This window comes from Arthrobacter sp. zg-Y1116 (assembly GCF_024385485.1).
Taxonomy (GTDB): domain Bacteria; phylum Actinomycetota; class Actinomycetes; order Actinomycetales; family Micrococcaceae; genus Arthrobacter_B.
In genome coordinates this window covers 517,257-539,526 of sequence record NZ_JANFLR010000004.1, presented here as the reverse complement: position 1 = coordinate 539,526, position 22,270 = coordinate 517,257, and the positions used below count along the sequence as shown (strand labels likewise).

At 67.8% G+C, this 22,270-nt stretch carries 11 protein-coding genes; 2 read left to right on the top strand and 9 right to left on the bottom strand.

Annotated elements, in window-relative coordinates; genetic code table 11:
• Positions 1-83: 83 nt before the first annotated feature.
• Both NNX34_RS13850 and eccCa read left to right on the top strand, forming a co-directional pair.
• Complete coding sequence (locus NNX34_RS13850; protein ID WP_255767089.1) at positions 84-1,052, top strand: hypothetical protein; 969 nt, start codon at positions 84-86, stop codon at positions 1,050-1,052.
• The gene (eccCa, locus tag NNX34_RS13845) at positions 1,049-5,056 is read left to right on the top strand and encodes a type VII secretion protein EccCa (RefSeq protein WP_255767088.1); all 4,008 of its coding nucleotides are present in this window, start codon (positions 1,049-1,051) and stop codon (positions 5,054-5,056) included. Before NNX34_RS13850 ends, eccCa begins: the two co-directional genes overlap by 4 nt.
• A 27-nt stretch (positions 5,057-5,083) precedes the next feature.
• On the opposite strand, the gene NNX34_RS13840 is transcribed toward eccCa, so the two are convergent.
• The 9 genes from NNX34_RS13840 to NNX34_RS13800 form a co-directional block, all read right to left on the bottom strand.
• Positions 5,084-6,241 carry an RDD family protein gene (locus NNX34_RS13840; protein ID WP_255767086.1) on the bottom strand — a complete coding sequence of 386 codons (1,158 nt, stop codon included), beginning with the start codon at positions 6,239-6,241 and terminating at the stop codon, positions 5,084-5,086.
• Positions 6,242-7,039: a hypothetical protein gene (locus NNX34_RS13835; protein ID WP_255767085.1), complete on the bottom strand. Its 798-nt coding sequence runs from the start codon at positions 7,037-7,039 to the stop codon at positions 6,242-6,244.
• A gap of 90 nt (positions 7,040-7,129) precedes the next feature.
• On the bottom strand, positions 7,130-8,731 hold the full coding sequence (locus tag NNX34_RS13830) for a serine/threonine-protein kinase (RefSeq protein WP_255767084.1): 1,602 nt from the start codon (positions 8,729-8,731) through the stop codon (positions 7,130-7,132).
• The gene (locus tag NNX34_RS13825) at positions 8,728-10,248 is read right to left on the bottom strand and encodes an FHA domain-containing protein (RefSeq protein ID WP_255767083.1); all 1,521 of its coding nucleotides are present in this window, start codon (positions 10,246-10,248) and stop codon (positions 8,728-8,730) included. The genes NNX34_RS13830 and NNX34_RS13825 overlap by 4 nt, the downstream gene beginning before the upstream one ends.
• Complete coding sequence (locus NNX34_RS13820; RefSeq protein WP_255767082.1) at positions 10,245-11,138, bottom strand: PP2C family serine/threonine-protein phosphatase; 894 nt, start codon at positions 11,136-11,138, stop codon at positions 10,245-10,247. Before NNX34_RS13820 ends, NNX34_RS13825 begins: the two co-directional genes overlap by 4 nt.
• A gap of 7 nt (positions 11,139-11,145) precedes the next feature.
• Positions 11,146-13,623 (bottom strand): transglutaminaseTgpA domain-containing protein, encoded by a 2,478-nt coding sequence (locus NNX34_RS13815; protein ID WP_255767081.1) that lies wholly within the window; start codon positions 13,621-13,623, stop codon positions 11,146-11,148.
• Positions 13,620-14,978 carry a DUF58 domain-containing protein gene (locus NNX34_RS13810; RefSeq protein ID WP_255767080.1) on the bottom strand — a complete coding sequence of 453 codons (1,359 nt, stop codon included), beginning with the start codon at positions 14,976-14,978 and terminating at the stop codon, positions 13,620-13,622. Before NNX34_RS13810 ends, NNX34_RS13815 begins: the two co-directional genes overlap by 4 nt.
• A gap of 8 nt (positions 14,979-14,986) precedes the next feature.
• Positions 14,987-15,964 (bottom strand): MoxR family ATPase, encoded by a 978-nt coding sequence (locus NNX34_RS13805; protein ID WP_255767272.1) that lies wholly within the window; start codon positions 15,962-15,964, stop codon positions 14,987-14,989.
• A 71-nt stretch (positions 15,965-16,035) separates the two neighbouring features.
• Complete coding sequence (locus tag NNX34_RS13800; RefSeq protein WP_255767079.1) at positions 16,036-22,053, bottom strand: Ig-like domain-containing protein; 6,018 nt, start codon at positions 22,051-22,053, stop codon at positions 16,036-16,038.
• Positions 22,054-22,270: the final 217 nt, after the last annotated feature.

Genomic DNA, 22,270 nt, shown 5'->3' with positions numbered 1-22,270 from the left:
TCGCTTCACCCGCGGGCCTGCCCGCCATCCGCCACCTTTCATCCCGCTGATCCGGCCGCCGCGGCCGGTGGAGGACTATAGCCATGAGCTCACCCGTGAACGCCGAGCCGCTGCCCTACGGTGCCCCTGGTACCGCCACCCCGGACGGCTTCGAATCAACGCCCCAGCGGCTCCGCCGCACCCTGCGGACCCGTCCGGCCGAGGGCCTGCTCCGCCGGTCGGTCAGCTCCGCGGGGAACCTCTTCCGCGGGGATGATTATCCGCACCGTCTGGCCGAGGCCGCGGCCGGGGCGCAGGCACCGGTGTCCACCGGCCGGCGCATCGCCGTCGTCGGCTCCCGCGGCGGTGCCGGAAAGACCACGCTGGCGGCCCTGCTCGGATCGGTCTACTCCTCCATGCGCACCGACGCCGTTACGGTCCTGGACAACGCTCCCTCCGGCGGCACGCTGGCGCTGCGCACCGGTGTCCCCGACGCAGCCTCCCTGGATATCGCCGCAGCTGAGCTGTCCCGCCGCCCGCCGACGTCGCTGGCTGACCTCTCCGCGCTGCTGACCCCCGCCGGCCGCGGAAACCTGCTGGTCACCGGGCGCCGCGGCACCGGTGGACGGCCGGCCGCCGACGACGCCGCCGCCAAGGCACTGTCCCTGACCATCTCCCGGTACTGCCCCATCACCGTGATGGACTGCGGCACCGGGCTGGATCTCCCCAGCACGCGGTGGGCGCTTTCCCAGTCGCATCTGGCGGTCTTCACGACAACAGCCTCCGTGGCGGGCCTGGAAGATGCCGGCCTGTACGCCACGGCCTGGCAGCGGGACCCGGCACTGGCGGCCGTGCCGCTGCTGGTGGTGGTAGTCCGGAACCAGCCGGACGCGCCGTTCCGCGCCGACGCCGAAGCCCGTCGTCTGACGCGCATGGGTATCGACGCCGTCGGGCTGGGATATGACCGGCACCTCGCCGCCGGAGTGGAAATCAGCCTTGGCCTGCTCGCCCGGCGAACCCGTCTCGAGGCTGCCGCCCTGGCCGCCGGCGTCCTGGCGAGGGCCACGGCATGAGCGTTCGGATCCTGCACCGGCCGGCCCGGACCACGGCGCCCGCCCGCGGCCTGGAAGCCTTCACCATGGACGCCCCGCCGCAGATGCAACAAGGCAAGGGCGGCATGAACATGATGTCGCTGGTACCCCTCCTCGGCGCAGGCGTCTCCATGACGGTCATGATGCTCTTCCGCGGTTCCCCGCTGGCTGCCGTGGGCGCTCTGGCCATGGTGGTCACCATCCTGGCCTCCGTCATCATGATGGTCAGCCAGCGCGGCAAGCAGGGCCGCCAGCGCAAGGAACAGCGGGAAAACTATCTCGAGTATCTGGAACGCTGCCGCGCGACGCTCCGCGCCGAGGAACACACGGCCGTCAAGGTGGCCCGGATTGCCAGCCCGCCGCCGGACGCCCTGTTCGACATCATCCGCAACACCCGCCGGATCTGGGAGCGGCGGCGGCACAACGAGGATTTCCTGCACGTGCGCATCGGTACGGGTCCGCGCCAGAACCGTGAAGTGCAGATCATGAACTCCGGTTCGGCGGTAATGCAGAGTGACACCTTCATGACGACCGAATTGGAGATCCTCAAGCGGCGCTACGAGTCCAGCCCCGAACTGCCGTTGACGGTACCTCTGGACTGCGCCGGGAATGTCAGCATTGTCGGCTCAAGGGAGTTCGTGCTGCGGGTCAGCCGCCTGCTGCTGGTCCAGGGTGCGGCTTTCCATTCCCCGGAGGACCTCCACCTGGCCCTGGCCGTGCCCGAGGCCGAACGGGAAAACTGGGAGTGGGCCACGTGGCTGCCCCACTTGGCCGACCAGAAAAGCACTCACCGCACCGGACCCGTCCGGCGGCTCGCCCCGTCCATGGACGTCTTGTCGGACCTGCTGGCCGATGACCTCCACGGACGTTCCAGCCTGGCCGCGGAGTCCCGGAAAAACTTCCTGCGCGGAGGCGTGGGCACGGCGCTGCCCCGCCTGCTGGTGGTTGCCGACTCCTACGGAGAGCTGCCGGTGGAGCTGGCAGTCCCGGACAAGCAGTCCTCCCCCGGCGCCCTTGGGATCACCACACTGTTCCTGGTGCAGGAACGCCGGCAGGAACCCAGCGAAGTGGCCATCCGCATCAGCGAGGACGGCGAGGGCTTCCGGGTGGAAAACTACCGGGCCGACCCCGTGGAGCCGGTGATCGAGGCGGGCACCCTGGACCAGTTGCCGGTCCCGCTCGCACAGTCCCTGGCCCGCAGCCTGGCCCCGCTGCGGCTCTCCCCCGATTCGATGGAACACGATTCCTCGGAAAACTCCCAGGGGTTCCTGGAAATGCTGGGCCTCTCCCCGCGCCTGGATGAAGCCGATATCCGCCGGTTGTGGAAGCCCCGGGGGGAGGTGGACTTCCTGCGGGTTCCGCTGGGTCCCGATGACCGCGGCCGTCCGGCCCTGCTGGACCTGAAGGAATCGGCACAGTTCGGGCACGGCCCGCACGGCCTGTGCGTGGGTGCCACCGGCTCCGGCAAGTCCGAAATGCTGCGCAGCCTCGTGGTGGGCCTGCTGGCCACGCACTCCCCCGAGGTGCTGGCCATGGTGCTGGTGGACTACAAGGGCGGCGCCACGTTTGCCCCCTTCGCCAACGCACCCCAGGTCACCGGCGTCATCACCAACCTTTCCGACGACGTCAGCCTGATCGAACGCGTCTATGCCAGCCTCTCCGGCGAGATCCAGCGCCGGCAGGAAGTCCTCAAGGAGGCCGGCAACCTCGCCAACATCACCGACTACCAGCTGCACCGGCAGGAGCTGCTGGCACAGGGCAAGGACCTGGCACCGCTGCCGCACCTGGTGGTGATCATTGACGAATTCGGTGAGTTGCTGACCGCACGCCCGGACTTCATTGAGCTCTTCCTGTCCATCGGCCGCATTGGGCGGTCGATCGGCGTGCACCTGCTGCTCTCCAGCCAGCGCATCGAGGGCGGCAAGCTCCGCGGCCTGGACACCTATCTGTCCTATCGGATCGGCCTGCGCACGCTCTCCGAAGCTGAATCCCGCACCGTGCTGGACACCCCCGATGCCTTCCACCTGCCGCCGGTCCCCGGGTTCGGGTACCTGAAGGTGGACACCACCACGTACACCCGGTTCAAGTCCGGGTATGTGTCCGGCCCGCTTGAGCTGGAAGAAGAGGACGAGCCGGAGACCGACGACGCCGGGCGGCCCGCCGTCCTGCGCGTCCCGCGGTATGCCGCGACCCTCGAAGAGGCCGTACCGCAGGACCCCGCCAAACCGGCGTCGACCTCCGGCTCCAAGCGGACCACCGGGCCCACGGTGCTCTCCACCCTGATGGACACGCTCGCGAAATTCCCCCGCGCCGTCGAACCGATCTGGCTGCCGCCGCTCCCCGGCGGCATTGCGCTGGACATCGCCGCGGGCGGGCTGGACGCCACCAGCCACGGCATCCGGCTGGCTACCGGCGGCGGTTTGAAAGTCCCGGTAGGGCTGCTCGATGATCCGGCGAAGCAGTGGCAGGGCATCTGGGAACTGGACCTGGCTGCCAACGGCGGCAATGCGGCAATTGTCGGCGGACCGCAGACCGGCAAAAGCACCGCCCTGCGCACGCTCGTCGCCAGCCTGTCCCTGACCCATTCCCCGGCCGAAGTGGGTATCTACGCCATTGACCTCCTCGGCAGCGGCCTGGTTCCGCTCGAAGGGCTCCCCCACGTGGGTGGTGTGGCGGTACGCACCAACCGTGAGGTGGTCCGCCGTACGGTGGATGAAATCCTGGCCATGCTCTCCCAGCGGGAGCGGATCTTCGAGAAGTACCAGATCGACTCGCTGCCCACTCTGCGCCGTCTGTGTGCGCAGGGCGGCATCCCGGAACTGCCCAGTGCGGACATCGTGATGGTGCTGGACGGCTACGGGCAGCTCTCGGACGAGTTCGAAGAGATTGAAAAATCCGTGCATGCCCTGATCAGCCGCGGCGGCGGGTACGGCATCCATGTGGTGGTGACCTGCTCGAGGATGAACGAAATCCGCATTGCGCAGCAAAGCTTCTTCGGCAACCGGATTGAACTGCGCCTGTCCGATCCCGGGGAATCTGCGCACGGCCGGAAACTGGCCGAGGCCGTGAGCCCGGGAACGCCCGGCCGGGCACTGATGGACCGGAAGCTGCAGGGGCATTTCGCCCTTCCGCGCATCGACTCCGAATCGGACCCGGACACCGCCAACTCCGGGATGCGGGACCTGGTGGACGCGGTTTCCGCCTCCACGGACGAACGCGCCATGCAGGTCCGCGTCCTGCCGGCAGTGGTGGACGCAGCAACCGCCCCCACGCCGGCGGCCCCGGCCACGGTGCCGCTGGGCCAGCGCGAGACGGACCTGGGCACCGAGCTGCTGGACCTGCACAACAAGGAACGCCATCTGGTGATCATGGGCGACGACGGCGCCGGCAAGACCAACGCCATGCGGTCGGTGATCCGTCGCCTGGCCGAACAGCACAACGCCGAGGACATTGTGTTCGCGGTTTTCGATCCGCGGCGCACGCTCGCGGACGAGGTGCCGGACGACTACCTGGGCGGTTATGCCACCAGCGCGGCCCTGGCCGAACAGCTGGCATCCGCCGTAGCTGGGGAGCTGCAGAAACGGATCAGCGCCACCCCCGAAGAGGTCGCCGCCCTGCCCCGGGTGGTGCTGGTGATCGACGACTATGACGTACTGACCGCCGGCGGCTCGTCCCCCCTGAGCAGATTGACGCCCTTCCTGCCGCTGGCCCCGGAGATCGGGCTGCACGCCGTGCTTTCCCGCCGGGTCCGCGGTGCCAGCCGGGGCATGTACGAGTCCTTCTTCACGGCCCTGCGTGATTCCGGTGCCGCGGCGCTGATCCTCTCCGGCGACCGCGGGGAAGGCACGCTCATCAACGGTGTCCGGGCCCGGGCACTGCCACCGGGACGCGCCCAATTGGTCCAGCCCGGACGGCCGGTACAGACCCTCCAGCTGTTCTGGAACGAGACGGCCAGCGACGTGCTGGTGGGAGAACCGGCGCGCTGATTACAGGCTGGACGCGGCCCGGGACTCCTAGGCCCGGGAGACGGTGAAGCTGCGGTCACCGAAGAAAACGGTGCTGCCCGCGGGGGCAAGGACGGGGCGCAGCGGTTCAAGCTCCTCCCGCAGTCCCTGGGCGGTGACGACGGCGCTGCCGTTGGTCGAATTGCGGTCCGTCACCCAGACGCCGTTTGGATCCGCCTGCAGGTGCAGATGGGTCTTGGAGACCGAGCGGCCCATGTCCGCGAAGTCGAGTAGCTGCCCCACCGTTTCCTGGGGCTTGGTTGCCGGATTCCGCCCCAGCAGCGCGGTGCCGGTGACGACGACGGCGGCACCGTCGTCGAACTGCACCAACACGCCGGTCGAGCGGTGCCGGGACGCCACCCGGGTCATTTCCAGCTCATCGTCCGGATGCTGGGGAACGTCCGCCGGGGCAGCGGCAGCGGCCGGGGCTGGGGCCGGCACAGGGGCCGGCAGCGCCCCGGCAGTCAGCGCCGCAGCCGCCGCGCGCCGCGGGGAGACCGGAGCCGGGACGGGCGCACCAGCCGGTGCGGCAGGAGCACCAGCCACGGCGGCAGGCACGGTCTGGAACGGGGACGAAGCAGTCTGGGGGACGGCGGAAGAGGGGAACCCCGGCACCGCAGTGACCGGGGCGGCAGCAGAGCCGGCAGGCGTCGTCGTCGGCGGGACGGCAAGTGTAGACCCGGAGGCGTCGGCGGACCGGATTCCGCCGGTCAGCAGCGGATCACGGCCGGCCCGCACGTCCACCACCAGGGTGCCGGCAACCTTGTCATGCCAGCCCTGCCGCTGGTGGTTCTTATCCCACAGGTTGGAGACCAGCAGAACCACCGGCCCTACCACCACGACGCCGGACACCCCGAGCAGTGCGTTTCGCAGCAGCACGGGGACCAGCCCCGGGGCGTGTCCGTTGCCGCTGGTGGTCCGGATGCCCAAGGCGAGGTTTCCCGGGGTCTTGCCGGAGCCGGCTTCCCAGATCCAGAGCCACAGCGCATATCCGCCGGCCAGTACCGCTCCCGTTGTCATCCCCAGTATCCGGGCGTCGTCGCCCCCGACCAGCGAGAACAGCCAGGTCACGGCCAGCAACAGCACCGCGGACGGCAGCGCGTCCAGTGCCTTGGCGGCCAGTCGCTGGAAAGCCGTGGCATTGACGAGGTTCGTGCTGGAGGCCATCTAGGTGTTCCTTGTCATTCTGTTGATCGAAGTACGGGCCCCGGGCAATGCCGCTTCGGGTGCCTGCTGCTGCACGTTTTCGCGGATGGGAGCGGTCCCTGCCGGATTATCGGCAGGACGGTCCAACAGTGCCAGGTCGGCCGAGGTTACGAGCTGGGATGTTACGGCATGCTCCACCAGACGGGCCCGCCGGTTCGACGCCGGCTTTCCCTCGGCTCCGCGCAGGCCCGCCACACCCACCCGGTCCAGCTTTTCGCACACGTTATCCAGCTTCCGGTTGAACCGGGTCTGCGACCAGCCCAGTCGCTCCGCTGCCTCCGCGGATGTCGGCAGGGCACTGTAGCCGGTGCCGTCCCGCCGCAGCAGCGGTTCTGCCAGCGCCACCATCACTGCCTTCTGGGACTCGGTGAAGAGCACGGGACCGATGGTGGTGTCCCCGCCCTCGGCTGCGCTGAGGGGATCCTGCCGGAAGGTGGGCGTTTTCAGGTGGACGTCAAACTCGTAGGTGGTGGAACCGGCACTGAAGATGATCCGGGTCTGTTCAAAGACCACGGGAAGCCGGGCGCCGGGAGCCAGCCAGGCCTGCATACCGCCGCCCGAGTCCGCAATGGTGGCCGAAATCCGGCTGCCGATATTCGTCAGCCACCAGATGCCGTTGTCCTTGGCAATGCTCAGGAACTTCCGGTGCAGGTAGGGATTGTCGTCGATAGCCAGGTCGCCCTCCCTGCCGATGCTGAAAACGGCAGGCTCCTGCGGCTCGTACCATTCGCCGCAGTACTCTATGGCAAGCTCCCCCACGCGTCTCCCCCTTGTCCGGTTGCCCGGCTTTCCGTGCGGCTCCCCCATGGCCCCGCTACGTCCTCATTGTCCATCTGCACCTGCTGCTTCTCACTGCGGCGCGCAGAACGCCACCGGCGGCGATGCTTTTCCGTTGTCCCTCGCCACCTGCACTTCTATGCAGGTCTCGCCGTCCGACGCCGGAACCTGTGCGTTGGTCTCCGGTGTCCGGACCATCTCTCCCCGGGCCGTGGCGCTGACCGTCCGCCACAGATAGATATCCCCGTCTGCGGGTTCCGGGTTGCTCCAGGTGAACAACACCGAACCGTCCGCCACAGTGGCCGCCAGCGATTCCGGCGGAAGCACCGCACCTTCGGTTCCCGCCAGGGGGTTCTGCGCGGATTTCGACGGCGTGGGCAGGACGCTCTTCGGCTCCGTCTCGGGCAGCAGCAGGGCCGCTGCGACAATGCCGACGGCGGCCGCTGCCGCTGTCACCAGGCCGATGCGCAGTGCAGTCTTGCCCCGGCGCCGGGGCGGTTCCGGCCAGCTGAAAGCCTGCGGAGCTGCCGGGTCCACGGCCCCCGGAGCCGGTACCGCCGTCGCAAGTCCCGAACGCATTACCGTGCCCTCATGGACCGCGGCAGCTTCGCCGCCGCCGGAGGGGGCCGGGGAAACCGTGGCCGGGACCGCCGCCCGCGCCGTACCGGGCGCGCCGGTGACTGACGACGTCGGGCGCTGCATGGGTGCCCGGCGCGGCGGCGTGGTGGTGCCTGGATCGATGGAGACGACGCGCCGGATGCGGGTGCGGTCCTCGTCCTCGCCGCTCTCCTCAGTCGGGTCCGGTTCCTGCAGCACCTCGAACGGGGTGCTGGCGAGGTTCAGCTCGCCTTGGATCCGCTGCAGTGCCAGCCCGAAGGCGTAGGCGGAAGAGAACCGCGACTCGGGCGACTTGGCCATCGCCGTGGCCAAAGCCAATTCCAGGGATTCCGGGACGTCCGCCCGTCCGGTGGGCCGCAGCGGCTGGCTGACGATCCGGTCGATCAGTTCACGCTGGGTATTGCCCTGCCCGGGCAGCACAAACGGCGAACGCGCTGCCAGCAGGGTGTACAGGGTGGCGCCGAGGGCCCAGACGTCAACGCGGATTCCGTCCGCCCGGCCGCCGGTGAGCGCTTCCGGAGGCGACCAGGGAATGGACAGCCCCAGGTCCTCGTCCTCGGCGGCCTCGGTGGTGCCGGAAATCCCGAAGTCGGTCAGGGCGGGACGGTTGTAGTCCGTGGTGAGGATATTGGCCGGTTTAATGTCCCGGTGGGCGATCCCGGCACGGTGGGCGGTCTCGACGGCGGACGCCACCTGGATGCCGATGGTGAGCACTTCAGCCAACGGCAGGCCGCCCTGGCGGTACCTGATGTCGAGGCTGGGCCGGGAGCAGTACTCCATGGCCAGATAGGAGTGGCCGGCCTCAGTGATGTCCGCTTCATAGATGGTGACGATGTACGGGTGCGAGGACAGCTGTGCCATGAGGTTCGCTTCGGCCTCGAAACTGCGCCGGGCACTGTTGGTGCGCAGGTCCGAGAGGAGCACCTTGACGGCAACCCGCCGCCGGGGATGGTCCTGCTCATAGAGGTAGACGTCGGCAAAACCGCCGGAGCCCAGGTGCCGCAGATAGCGGTAGCCGGAGATCTCCGGCGGGGGCGCCGGAGCACGCTTCTTCATGCCAGTCCTTCGAACCGGATCCAGACGTCGTCGCCGAGCTCGGCGGTGTCGCCGTCGAGCACGATTACCCCTTCACCCTGGCCAAGGCGGTGCGGCAGCTGTCCTTCGCGGACCAGCACGGTGCCGTTCGTGGAGAACAGGTCCCGGAGCATCACGTGCCATCCCTCCAGCCGGATCTCGGCGTGCGAACGGGAAATATCGCCTCCGCTGCTGGGCACCTGCACCATCCGCGGCATGTCGGAGCCCTGGGTCCTGGCCACTGACGGCTGGCGTCCAACAATAATGTTCCGGTCCAGGACCTCCGCGTGGCCGGTGGAAAACACGGCCCGTCCCAGGGCAGGACGGCTAACTGGGTGGGGCTCTTCGCCCAGCGGCTGCCCGCAGTGTACGCACACGCTGCGCGTAGGCGGATTTGCGTGCCCCTGCGGGCAGGTGCGGGCCAGGACCGTCGGGGCCGCATTCGGGTGCCCGGCAGGGGCCGGCGCCGGTGCTGCCTTCGTCAGTTCGCTGCTCATGATGGTGTCGCCGTCGTGGTCCAGGTCTTCCGGCGCCTGATCGGCAGTTGCCGCCGGTGCTGCCGCCGGTGCCGGGGCTGCAGGCGCGGGGGCTGCAGCAGCGGGAACGGGGGCTGCAGGCACGGGGGCTGTGGCCGGACGCCCCGGGGCACCGGCGGGAGCCGTCGAGGTGCCGCCCAGCCACGGAACTGAATCGATCAGCGCACCGGACGGCGCGTCAGCCGCCTTCGGTGCAGGCGGAAGGGATGCTTCGGCAGGCTGGAGGGTATCCGACGGGACGAAAGCCTCCTCCGGGGGACGGACGGTCTCGCTCAGGTCCGGTTCCTCCGCGGAAACCTGCTCCTGCGCGGGTTCGACGGTTTGCTCCGCTGCCGGAACGGGTTCGCCAGGGGCGGCAGCGTTCCCTTCCGGGGAAGCGACCTGGATTGGTGCCGGCCGGGATTCCACCGGCTGGACAGACACCGGCTGGACCTGCGCGGGCTGAGCTTCGGCGGGCTTCGCACCGGCGGTTCCCTGCGCACCGACTACCCGCGCCCCGACGTCCAGGGAGCCGAATTCCAGCATCGAAACCAGGGCAACGCCGCTTTCGAGCGGCAGCAGCGGATTCTCCGCGGAATTTCCGGCAGCACCAGCCGAAGCCGCGGTTTTCAGGGTGAACGAACCGCCGGCAGGCAGGACCCGCTCGCTCCAGGTGGTGACAAATTCGCCGGACGCCGCCGGCTCGTCCTTCCCGGCCTGCTGCAGTTCCAGCGGACCGCGCAGGATGACGTGCAGGCGCTCCCGGTCCCGCAGGGAAAGCACACCGAAGGAAGGCATATCGGCCAGGCTGCCGGAGAGTCCCCCGGACACAACCGAAAAAACGCGGTCGAGTGCCGGCTCCGTGGCCAGCAGTGCCCAGATCTCCCGTACCCGCTCTTCCCCGGTGTCCGGGGGCAGCAGGCACAGCACCGCATCGCGAACCAGGCACACCCACGTCCCGGGGCGGTAGCGCAGGTCTTTCATTCCTCCGGGGTCTTCCGTGATACCGCCGGGTCGGTGCCGGCACCCGCCGGGTCGCCTTCGACCGGACGCGGGCCGGTGGGCTGCTGTTCCTGGGCCCCTCCGGGCAACGTAATGGCGGCGGACTCATGTCCGTCCGGTCCGCCCTCGGCATCGATGACCAATACCGTGACGTTGTCCCGCCCGCCCGAGCGCAAGGCAGCCTGCACCAAGGCGGCACAGGCGTCCTGGGGGTTGGTGACGGACGTCAGGATCTGCAGGATGTGCCCGTCGGCAACCTCGCCGGTGAGGCCGTCGGAGCAGACCAGGAGCCGGTCCCCGGGCTCCACCGGGATCAGCCAGAAGTCCGCTTCGGCATCGTTTCCGGTGCCCAGGGCGCGGGTGACTACGTGGCGGCGCGGATGCACCAGGGCCTCGTCCGGGGTGATCTGTCCCAGGTCCACCAGTTCCTGGACCTCGGAGTGGTCCACGGTGATCTGTTCCAGCACGCCATGGCTCAGCCGGTAGGTGCGTGAATCGCCCACGTTGAACACCAGCCAGTAGGGGTTTCCCCCTTCCCGGACGAGGACGGCGCCGGTCAGCGTGGTGCCGGCCCGCCCGCCTGTGGCTTCACGGATGCGGTGGTCCGCCTCCTTGACCAGGGCCTCCAGCTGTTCGGCGGAGAACTCCGGCAGGTGCTTGCCCACTATCGGGGAATCACCAAGGGTCCGGACACAGATGCTGCTGGCCACCTCCCCCGCCTCATGCCCGCCCATGCCGTCGGCGATGGCAAAAATCGGGTCTGCGGCGATGAGCGAGTCCTCATTCAGTTCGCGGCGTAGTCCGCGGTCCGAGGCGTAGCCAAACACGGCGTGCATATCGGTATCCGGGGATGCAGTTTCGTCGGAGTTCATTCACGCCCTATCCGGAAGGTTCACTAAAGTGATCTGGCTTACGAGTTCTCTTGCTTACCCTAGCCGACGGCAGCGCCCAGCGGCCCGGGCTGAGGCGGCGGGTCCACATCCGCGCGTCGAGCAGCAGGGAGCGCGGCGAATAGCGGGCCCGCTGGCGCCGCCAGAAACCCACGGATCCTGCGAGCCTGCCCAGGTGCTCCTCAACCTGCTTCCAGTACTCTTCCACCTCGGCCTCGGAAGGTTCACCCGGGCCGAAGATACCTGCGTCGGCGCGCCGGGCCAGGAGAGCAGTCGAATCCGCCGTGACAGGGAACGCATGCTGCAGGAGGGCGGCATGTTCGCGCCGGGTCGCGGTGCTGGGCGGGCGGCTGCCGAGATCGGTGGCCAGGCTCACCACTTCCTTCCAGCCGCCGCCGACCCGCAGGGAGGGTGTGCCGGACTTCCGCCGGGACCGGCGCCGTCGGACCTTGACCAGCAGGATCAGCAACAACGGGCCCAGCAGGATGACAAGCGGCAGCGAGGCCAGGGCCACAAGGCGCAGCCAGTACCGGAACGTAGCCCAGAAGTCGTCTTCCTGCTCCTCCGGGTCCTGGGCCTCGGCCTCGGTGTCCGGAGGCAGCTCGGCAGGTTCCTGCGGCGGAGGCGGCGGCTGCAGGACCTGGGGTTTCGGCGTGGACTTCGGCTGCTGCTGCGGCGGCACCGGTTCGTTGTCCTCATCCGGGGTGGGGAAGAAGGGCACCCAGCCCACGTGTTCAAACTCCACCTCCACCCAGGCGTGGACGTCGTCACCGGTGATTTCCAGCGGCGCCGACGGATCCTTCACTTCGTCCCAATCCGGATAGAAGCCCATGACCACGCGAGCCGGGATGCCCAGCTTGCGTGCCATCAACGCCATGGCGACGGCATACTGCTCGTCGTCGCCGACCATTTGGTCCGCGTCCATCAGCCGCAGCATCCGCGCGGCTCCGTGGCCGGGCAGCGAGGGGGTCTCCCCCTCCTTGCCGTTGCTGAAGAAACCCTCCGAGGCGAGGATCTGCTGCAGGCGGCGCACGCGCTGGACCGGGCGGGACTCATCCCCCACGTAATCCGCCGCCTTCGAGCCCAGGATCGGCGGATCGTTGTAGACCCGGGGAAGCTGGGTGGAGGAGAAGCGGTATTTGGCCAACTGGGCGTCGTCGGGCTCTTCGGGGAAAAGGACACTGGCCTCATAAGTGTCCCCGGGCTGCAGCTGCGCCACCGTCAACGCCGTACCGGAGGCTTCGCTGTAGTAGAGGCCGGCGGCAAGGTCCGCGGCCCGATCACCCGCTACCTTGAAGCCCGTGGCCTGCCCGCCTGCCGGAACCCAGGCGCCGCTGTACTCGCCAACGGTGAACTTCAGGTTCGCCTTGGTGCCGTCCTCGTCGGCCGTCTGGGCCAGGTCCGAGCGTGCGTCGCCCACGCGGGTGAAGTTCCCGTTGCTGCCCGGGTCCACGGTGTAGACCACGCCGTCGTAGGCGTCCAGGGCGGCCAGGCGGATGCGCTGGCCCTCGGGCAGTCCTTCCACCGTAAAGAGGGTGGTGTCCGATTCGTCCTTCACATACCGCCGGAAATCCGTGAGCGGGCTGGGATAGTCGAAGAGGTCCACGGGTGGCTCGACGACGTCGCGCAGCACCCGGCGGTCGGTGCCCTGGTCCAGCAGCGGAGCCGTTCCAAGGGACGCAGCCAGCGCTGCGGCAAGCACGGCCGCTCCGAAACCGAGCCGCCGCGCGCGGGCGGCACGGGCCGCAGCGGACGGTTGCCCGGACGCACTGCGGAGGTTTCGCCTGGTAGCCTCCCCCGCGGACGCCGCGGCAGCCGGGCCGGTGCCCTCCAGGGTAATGGTTTCAACCGTGGACCGGCCCAGCTCCCGCCGGTAAGCGAGCCAAGGCATCGTCAGGGCAATCAGCACGGCCCCGCGGATGCCGGGCAGGGGCGCCTCGTCCGTGCCGAGGGCTATGCCTGCAACGAACACGGCCAGGACAGGAGCCAACACCCAATAGGGCCGGCGGGCACGCCAGGCGAGGAGCCCGGCCACCAGTCCGCCAATCAGGCCAAGCAGGAACGGCACCACCAGCATGCCTGCCGCGAGACCGACCGGCGGCGCGATGGTCAGCAGGTCCTTCCACGCGAAAACGATGCCCAGGACCAGCACCCGGACGGAAGCGAACGAGGGAATGATGCCGGCGATGGCTTCGAGCGGTGCCGCGAAGGCGCTGCCCAGCAGTACGTAGGTGCCGGCCGCAGCGCCTGCGGTGGCCCAGAATCCCCAGCGCAGCCTGGCGGATGCTTCGGCCAGGCCCAGGCCCAGCAGGATGCCGCCGATTCCGGCTACCAGGAACCGCATGTCCCAGCCGAAGGTGGGTCCGAATCCCAGGATCCCGAGGGTCAGCACTGCCGTGAGCAGCGCCCAGTCAGCCAGCCGGGGCAGCAGGGCTGCCGCCTTCGGGCCGGTTACGTTCGTGCTCACGCGACAGCCTTCCGCAGCACGCCGGGGAGGGACTCCAGGTCCCCGATGTCCAGGACCGCAAGATCGCCTATGGCGGCCAAAGCGGGTTCCAGGCCCGTTCCGCAACGCAGCGCAATACAGCGGATGCCCGGCGGCACCTTCATCGAGGCGGACCGCAGCGCGGCGCCGTTGGGTTCGGTGCCCGTTACAAGGAACACGACAGAGGCGTTGGGCACGGCATCCGCCGTGATCCGGGCGAGGTCGACGATCCCGGAAGTGCGTGACTTACCCTCTGCCTCGGTCAGGCCGTCCAGCATGGCACCCGCAGTTGTGCAGCGCAGCGGCCCGTCCTGGGTCAGCACCGACAGTGCCAGCTGTTCACGGAACGCCTGGACCCCCAGCGAACCCGCAACCGACACTGCCAGTTCCAGGTCCTCCTCGGAGGTGTACTCGGCGCTGCTCAAAGACAGTGCGACCGCCACGTGGGAACGCCGGGTTTCCTCAAATTGACGGACCATCAGGGTGCCCGTCCGCGCGGTGGTCTTCCAGTGGATGTGCCGGCGGTCATCACCGGGAACATAGGCCCTGAGGGCATGGAAGGCCACGTCCGAGCTGGACAGGTCCGTAGTGGGCTCGCCTTCCAGGTCCCGGATGAACCCTGTGGTGGAACCGCTGAGGGACACGGTGCGGGGGTGCACGTACAGGTCCACGGGATCGGCCCAGATAAGCCGCCTGCCCATCAGCCGCAGCGGATCCTGGCGTACGGATTCCACGGGTCCCACTTTGATGACGGCTCGGCGGCGCGTAGGGATGCTGAAGAGTTCCTCATGTGTGTGTCCCGGACGCATGCGGGGCAGGTCGAACGCGGCGACGGCTCCGCCCACCGGAAGCTCAAAGGTCACCGGCAGCATCGACCGCGCGGCCGTGCTCGTGATGCTGAGGCTGCCTACCGCGGCGTCGCCGACGGCAACCCGGGTGCGGGCCAGGTCCAGTGCCACGTCATAGGAGAGCCGGCCGACGACGAACGCCGTTCCCAGCACCAGCAGGACACCGGAACCTACGGCGGCAACCAGCGCCTCCTGCCAGTTGAACACGGTGCCGAGGAGAACAAGAACAAAGGTGAGTCCCACGGCCAGCCAGCCCAGCGGGCTGACGGCGGCCATGGCCGCACGCAGGCGGCGTCCTGCCGAGCCGAGTCCGGCTCCGGTCCGCTCCAGGACCGGGCCTAGGCGCCGGGCGGCCGGCGCCAGTTTGGGTGCGGCGGCCCTCCAGTAAGCGGAGCGGAGGACTGCACGGCGCACTCGCAGGGCACGCCGGCGCAGGCCGACTGCGGCGCGCCGGCTCCACCGGCCGGTGCGCCCGGAAAACTTTGGCATGGTCGTCCCTAGGCCTGCGCCTGGGCCCGCTGCTGGGGTGCAGCCACGTCGGCAAGCACTGACAGCAGGACGGCTTCGGGGCTGGCTCCGGCAAACTCGGCTTCCGGGTCCATCACGAGCCGGTGGGTCCAGACGGCCGGTGCCAGCGCTTTGACGTCGTCGGGCAGGACATAGTTCCGGCCCTCCGAAGCTGCCCGGATCTTCGCGACGCGAACCATCGCCAGGGCCCCGCGGACGCTGACGCCAAGCCGTGTTTCGGTTGCCGTACGGGTGGCTGACACGAGGTGCGAGATGTACTCCAGCACTGCGGGTTCCACGTGCACCGTGGTGCCCAGCTCGGCCATGTCCCGGACCGCCGTCGTCGTGATCACCGGGGTGAGGGCCGCCGAGCGGTCTCGGGTGGAGGAGCCGGAGAGCAGTTCCAGGGTTGCCTCGTGGTCCGGATAGCCGATGGAGGTCTTGATCAGGAAGCGGTCCAGCTGGGCTTCGGGAAGCCGGTAGGTGCCCGCCTGCTCGATCGGGTTCTGGGTGGCGATCACCATGAACGGCCGGTCCTGGGTGTACGTCTCCCCGTCCACGGTGACCCGGGATTCCTCCATCACCTCCAGCAACGCTGACTGCGTCTTGGGCGAAGCGCGGTTGATTTCATCCGCAAGCACGATGTTCGCGAAGATGGGCCCGCGGTGGAATTCGAACAGCTGCTGCTTCTGGTCATAGATGGTGATGCCGGTGACGTCGGAAGGCAGCAGGTCCGGGGTGAACTGGATGCGGGAGTTGGATCCCTGCACCGTGGCTGCCAGCGAACGGGCCAGCATGGTCTTGCCGGTGCCGGGGGCATCTTCAAGCAGCACGTGGCCTTCAGCCAGCATTGCGGTCAATACGAGCCGGACAACGTCCTTCTTCCCCAGCACCGCTTCACCGACGTTCGCCGTGAGCCGTTCAAAGGTCTCCGCGAACCAGGCTGCCTGTTCTTCGGTCATTGCCATCGTAGTCATTTCTCCAGTTGTTGTTCTCGAGTCGGTGTTCGGCGGGTTGGTGTTCGGCGGGTGCGGCAAGGTCAGTCTTCGTTGCCGGTGCACATGGGCAGTGCGGCGACATTGGGCCCTTCCGCGTGGGTAACGTCGTTGGAATTCAGGTACCTCATCTCGTAGAAGCCGCCCTTGGGAATGTAAAGCCAGGTGTCCTTATTCCCCACCCATTTACAGGTGGCCTGTACTTTCGCATCGATTGCCGGGGCGCCTGTGACGCAGTACTCGCCCACAGGTTTCACCGGCCCCAGGGGGTGGCTCCAGCACGTCAGCTTGTTCACCGTGCCCTTGAACGGGATACCCGTCTTGTAGACCCGCTTCTCCGGCTCGCTCTTGGTACCCAGGGAGTTCACGGAGTAGGCCTCCACCCTGATCTCCTGGTCCAGCTCGTTGCCCAGCTCAAGCTGGCCTGAAAGGTTATACAGCTGGTACTGCTCGTCATTGACCTTGATCCAGATCTCGCGGGTGTCGTGGGCGCTGGGGTCCGGCGGCTGCCAGGTCACCGTTGCGCGGATGCTCTGGGTGTTGCCGTCGGTCCCGCCGAGAACGGGTTTCCCCGCCGCACCGTAGGGTTTTACCTCTGCCGCCGCGGCGCTTTGCGGACTCTCATACCTAGCTCCGTCAAAGCTGACGGAGGCCGTGAGCGAGGCCGTAATGGCATTACCGTTGGTGAAGCCGTACAGGACCTGGCCGTTCGTCACCGGGACGGTAGTGCCGTTGCTGAAGTACGCGTAATAGACAATCTCGCCCGCCTTGGCACCGTTCCGCTGCTCCTTGCTGAGCTCGGTGAAGGTTATCTTTACCGCTCCGCCGGCCTTGGACGTGTTGTCGGCAACCAGCGTGGGAGGCTGCGGGGGCTCCGGATTACCCCGTGCCCGGCGCGGCGCCGACATGGGTCCTGTTTCGCCCCATCCGGAACGGTTGTGGGCACGCACGGCGTAGGAGTAATCCTCTTCCGAGTTGGACACCGTGATGGTGGTGCCCGTCTCGGCCGTGCCGGGGAAGGTTCCCACCTGCGTGCCGTTCTGGAAGACCAGCACCTCATATTTGTCGATCGGAGCGCCGTTGTTCGGTGCTGCCTCCCAGCCGATTTTGAGCTGCGATTCGGTGCCCACCGGCTGGGCGGTAATAGTGTTCGGTATGCCCGGGGCACCCGGCAGCCCGTTGGGGGTTTCCGGGACGGAATACTCGCTCCATTCCGACGGGTCGGGGGCCAGATTGCGCGCCTGGATGCGGACGCGGTAGCTGGTCCCGTTCTCGAGGGAACCCCACGTGATCGAGCCCCCTGCCGCCGGAGCGGACTTCTGCGAGACCCCGTTGGGCGGCGCCGGGGATATCTGGAGGTCGTAACCGGTGATGGGTGAACCCTCGTTGGGCGGCGCCACCCAGTTCACCGTAAGCTCCTTGTCGCCGTAGACCAGGCCGGGCGGCGCCGGGCGGCCCGGCTGCGTATCGGGCCTGGCCACTGCAGACGTGGGCGACGGCGCGGAGGTGCCGTTCGCGTTGGTCGCCGTGACCCGGAAGACGTACTCAACGTTGTTGGTCAGCCCGGTCAACGTGCAGGTGGTGGCCGGGCAGGCCTGGCTGAAACCGTTTGCCGCAGTCACGGTGTACCCGGTAATGGGTGACCCGTTGGCCGCCGGCGGATTCCAGGCCAGCACCACGGTCCGGCTGCGGGTGGACTCAATCACCGGAGTGGAGGGCGCCGCGGGTTTCCCCTGCACCGTCAGGCGAATCTGTCCGACGGCGTTACGCCCGGGTTCGCCGGTGCGGTCCCGGATCGTGTAGCGGACGGTCATGTTGCCCACGAAGTCGGCCCCCGGCGTGACCACAACGGAGTCCCCCTGGCGCACAGCGGTTCCGTTTCCGTCCGCTGCCACGTCGACCAGTTCGAGCGGCTTGTCGTCGAAGGGATTGACGTCGTTGGCCAGGACCGGAACCGTGACGGCACGGCCCTGGACCGCATCCGGAACAATGTCGTCGTTGGCGACGGGAAGTGGGCGGTTCGAGGCCAGGACGATGAGGTCCACCCGCCCGATGACCAGGTCCCCGCGGCCGTCCGTCACCGACACCGAGAGCTCACCCAGTGTGCCGACGGCGGCGTCATCGCGTGCGCTTACCTCAAGGAGGCTTCCGTCCAGCTTGGCGTCGAAGCCCAGCGGCACCGACCCTTCCAGGCGGAACCGGAGCCGGCCTGCGTCCTCCGGGTTCGGGTCGGAGGCCAGGGAAGCCAGGTCCAGCACGGACGGGGCTTCCCCCTTTGCGGTTTCCAGGGAGCCCGAGCTGATGGTGGGCGGGAAGTTCTGGGCCGGCAGCGGAATAACGTTCACCAACACGGTCAAGGTGGCCTTCAAACCCTCCGGATCCTCCGCGCTCACGCCGTCGGTTACCTCGAAGGTGACCGAACCGAGCCCCGAATAATCCGGATGGGGAGCATAACGAAGGACCGTCGGACTGATGATCCGGACCCCGCCGTCCTTGGTACCGATGGCCTTGATGCGTTCGGCCGTGGTGACGCGCGGAGTATGCCCGTCCCGTACGGTTACCAGACTCTTGAGGTTAAGGTCCAGGGTGCTTCCGGCGCGCACTTCCAGCGGCTCGCCCTGCCGCAGCATGGGATATTGGGTGCCCAGGCCGGGTACCCAGATGATGGCGCTCGATGTTCCGCCGTCCTGGTCCACCGCCGTGTACGGGACGATCTGTGCCTCGGTTGCCAAGTCGACCCGGACGACGCCGTCGCCGGAGACGGACGCGCCCGGATGGTCACCGAGGATCCGCACTTCCATCTCCGTGGCAAGCCCGTCAGGATCCTCGTCGTTTTCCAATACGGGAACTTCCACGAAGCTCTGGTCACGGATCTCGCTGACGTCCACCAGATCATCGCGCGAGAGCGGCGGCAGCAGCGGGGCATTCTCGTCCGACGTCACGGTCACATTGCCGGTTGTCGACGCCCCGCGGTTGTCCTTGAGTCCATAGCTGATGCTGTAGACCCCCGGTGTCTCCGGGGCGGAGAACAGCAGCCTCGGCGGATCTCCGCGGGTTTCCAGTGCCGGATCACTGCTTGTTATGGCCGCTACGTTAAGGGAAACCGGGTCCCCGTCCGGATCCGAATCGTTTCGAAGCACGGACATGGCATGGGCGCGGCCCGGCCGCAGCGCCACGACGTCATCAACGGCCACCGGTCTCTGGTTGGCCTCGGCCGCCGGGGCGATACCAACCTGCACCGTGCCGGTGTTCTCCAGGCCCAGACGGTCACGCACCGTATAGGTGAAGGTGTCCGTTCCTGCCGACTGGGCAAGGGCCGTGTAGTCAATGTAGTTGGGACCCGCGAGCGCCGCTCCCAGGGTCGGTGCGGAACCAATACCGTTCAGGACCACGGAATCGCCGTCCGAGTCCAACCCGTCCAGCGGAATCGGGATGCGCACCGTGGCGCCTGCGACCACCCGCCCTTCCACGTTCTGCGGGATGGGGGGTGTGTTTTTCTCGTCGTCGCGGGGTCGGATGTTGATGCGGACCTGGGCCGAGTTTTTCTGCCCGGACTCGTCTGATACTTCATAGATGGCGTACACGGTCTTCGCCGTCTGGCCCGCCACGAAGCGCAGGTTGTCCTCCGAAACGAACATTTGTCCGTCGGCCGGATCCACCGACTGCGGAAGTACCGGATTCAGCGTCAGCTTCTCTCCCACCGGCGAGGAATCATTGTCCAGCACCGGGATGGTCACCACGTCCCCCACCCGGACCACCGCTTCGTCGGGACCGGTGACCGGGGGCAGCACCGTTTCAGGACGGTCAACCGGGATGACGTTGACTTCACCCGTTGCCGTGGACGTTCCGTTCGAGACGGCATATTCGATCGTCATCTGCCGGTCCAGCCCCCGCACGTCATGGATCTGCAGGAGGTTGCGGTCCAGGACAGCCACGTTCACGGGCGTTTCGAGTGCAGAGGTGACGGACTGGACAACCAGCAGGCCGCCGGCCGGGTCCGTATCGTTGCCAAGCACGTCCACAAGCACGCTGCCGCCGCTGGGAAGCAGGGCGACGTCGCGCACGGCCACCGGAGCTCCCTGCCGGCCCGCAGGCTGTGCATCAACGCGGATCAGGCCGCTGGCGCTTTGCGGACCGTTCGTGACCAGGTACTCGATGTAGTAAGTCCCCGGCTCCGTGGGCAGGAAGCCAATGGAACCCGTTTGATAGTCCGGCGTCAGCGCCAGGCCGTTCTCCCCCTCCGCCTTGGCCAGCGAAAGCTGGCCGCCGGCCGGGTCCAAGTCATTCTTCAACGGGAACATCTGGATGTGCTGGTCCACCGTGGCGGTGAAGTGGTCGAAGTTCACCACCGGAGGCAGGACACCGGTGGGGCGGACGTCGAACGTCACGATGCCTTCCACCTCGTCAGTGCCGTCCGACACCGTGATCGGCACTTCCTTGATCCCCTGGGTCTTGCCGACGTCCCGGAAATCCAGCAAGCCGTCCGAGTTCGGGTGGACCTGGTCGCCGTCTTCCGTCATTTGGGCATCGGTCAGGACCAGGTCGTCCCCGTCAGCGTCTTTCCAGTCGTTGAGGATGTTCTGGCTGACGGATTTCCCCTGTTCCAGCAGGATCTTTGTGCTGCGGCGCGGCTCAGGCGGGGTGTTGGTTCCCGCGCCGGGTACCGTGACCGTCACGGTGGCCGTGTCCGTGCCGCCCCGGCCGTCAGTGATCTCGTAGGTGAAGCTGCCGGTTCCGGCCGGTGTGCCGGAGGGAATGACAATCTGCAGGGCGGCACCGTTGTAGATGGGCTGCACCGAACCGACCAGGGGCTGGCCGCCGACCACCGAAGCGGTCAGGAGGTCCCCGTCGGGGTCGCTGTCATTGTCCAGCACCTGGAGGATGGTGGTGCGTCCGGCCCGGGCGCCAAGCTGGTCATCGGCGGCCGAAGGCGGACGGTTTTCCGTGGTGCGGTCGGGCAGGGTGTTCACCGGGTTTTCGCTGGCGGACTCTTCCTCGTCGTCACTCGAATCCTGCTGGGGCGGAATGATGTCTCCCCAGTTATCCACCAGCTGCATGTTTTCGAGCACCAGCCAGACGTCACCGCCGTTGACATCGTTGAGCACCACCACGTCCCGGTTGACCCGGAACACCAGTTCGGAGGAGGCGGTGAGGTCGGGGATGTCTTCGCGGGCGTCTTCGGCATCGTTGCCGCAGTTCCGCACGTGGGTTCCGGCTCCCGCCCAGGCTGCGTATACGCAGTCCCCCAGCTTCACCGGCGCGGCGGCCCCGCCGCCGGCGTCGATGTCCGTGACTTCCGGATCTCCGCCGTCGAGCGGCTGGAGGATAAGTGCTTCCTCCGTGGCTATGGCCACGAAGTCGCTCGCCGGCCCGCTCTGCTGGAGTTTGGCGTTCTTGGAGCCAGGAATGCCGACCGTGTCACCGTTGGGCAGCAGCAGCGTTTCGGTCTCCGTGTTCAGGACCACGGCCTGGTTTCCGACGGCGGCGATCTGCGCGTCCTTGAAGTCCTTCAGCGCCGGGGCTTCCTGCTCCTCGGGTTCTCCGTAGCCGCCGTTTTCATCCTTCTCGAAGGTGTAGAGCATGCCGTCTTCCGGTGCTGCCACCACCACGTGGTCACCGGCGGAAACCGCGGCAAGCACCCCGGGGTTCCCTTCCAGTACGGGCTCGGTTTCCCCGTCGCTGAAGAAGCCCATCTCGCTGACAGGGGTAATCCAGACCCTGCCCTGTGCCGGGTCGGTGACCGCCACGGTCTCGGTGCCGAAAGAGAAAGCGGCCGTACCGGGAAGCTGGACTTCCGCACCGCGGACCACGTTGGCCACGTCCACGGGGCTGATCTTGGACTGGTCGGTGTTGAGGTTGAAGACGGTGCCGGCGTTCTGCAGGACATCAAAATTGTCGCTGTTGGCGGTGTAGCCGCCGTCCAGAAGCTTTGAGGGGTAGTTCAGGTGGCCGACCATGCCCTGGGTCCGGTTGGTGACCCAGACACCGCCGTCGTTCAGGTCCACGTCGGCACTGGCAAAGCCGGGATAAAGCAATGCGCCGGTGACCAACGCCGTGGTCACGGCGACAGCCGACCCTACCGAGACTGCTTTCCGCCGCCTACGGCTAAGCAGACGTGCTTTTCCCCCGAGCACTGCCACGATGTTTCCCCCTGGTTATGAACCTGCACCGGAACCGTGGCTCCACCGGGGACAACGCGGCGGACACAGCAGTTCCACCGCATAGTGTTGCACAAATCCCAGGGGTGGGTGAGCTACCTCACCCGCAGCCCCGCAAAGC

What these genes read in the sequence shown, in the direction of transcription:
- eccCa (WP_255767088.1), top strand. Translation starts at nt 1,049, where the DNA reads ATGAGCGTTCGGATCCTGCACCGGCCGGCCCGGACCACGGCGCCCGCC.
- NNX34_RS13805 (WP_255767272.1), bottom strand. Translation starts at nt 15,964, where the DNA reads ATGGCAATGACCGAAGAACAGGCAGCCTGGTTCGCGGAGACCTTTGAA.
- NNX34_RS13820 (WP_255767082.1), bottom strand. Translation starts at nt 11,138, where the DNA reads ATGAACTCCGACGAAACTGCATCCCCGGATACCGATATGCACGCCGTG.
- NNX34_RS13840 (WP_255767086.1), bottom strand. Translation starts at nt 6,241, where the DNA reads ATGGCCTCCAGCACGAACCTCGTCAATGCCACGGCTTTCCAGCGACTG.
- NNX34_RS13825 (WP_255767083.1), bottom strand. Translation starts at nt 10,248, where the DNA reads ATGAAAGACCTGCGCTACCGCCCCGGGACGTGGGTGTGCCTGGTTCGC.
- NNX34_RS13830 (WP_255767084.1), bottom strand. Translation starts at nt 8,731, where the DNA reads ATGAAGAAGCGTGCTCCGGCGCCCCCGCCGGAGATCTCCGGCTACCGC.
- NNX34_RS13850 (WP_255767089.1), top strand. Translation starts at nt 84, where the DNA reads ATGAGCTCACCCGTGAACGCCGAGCCGCTGCCCTACGGTGCCCCTGGT.
- NNX34_RS13810 (WP_255767080.1), bottom strand. Translation starts at nt 14,978, where the DNA reads ATGCCAAAGTTTTCCGGGCGCACCGGCCGGTGGAGCCGGCGCGCCGCA.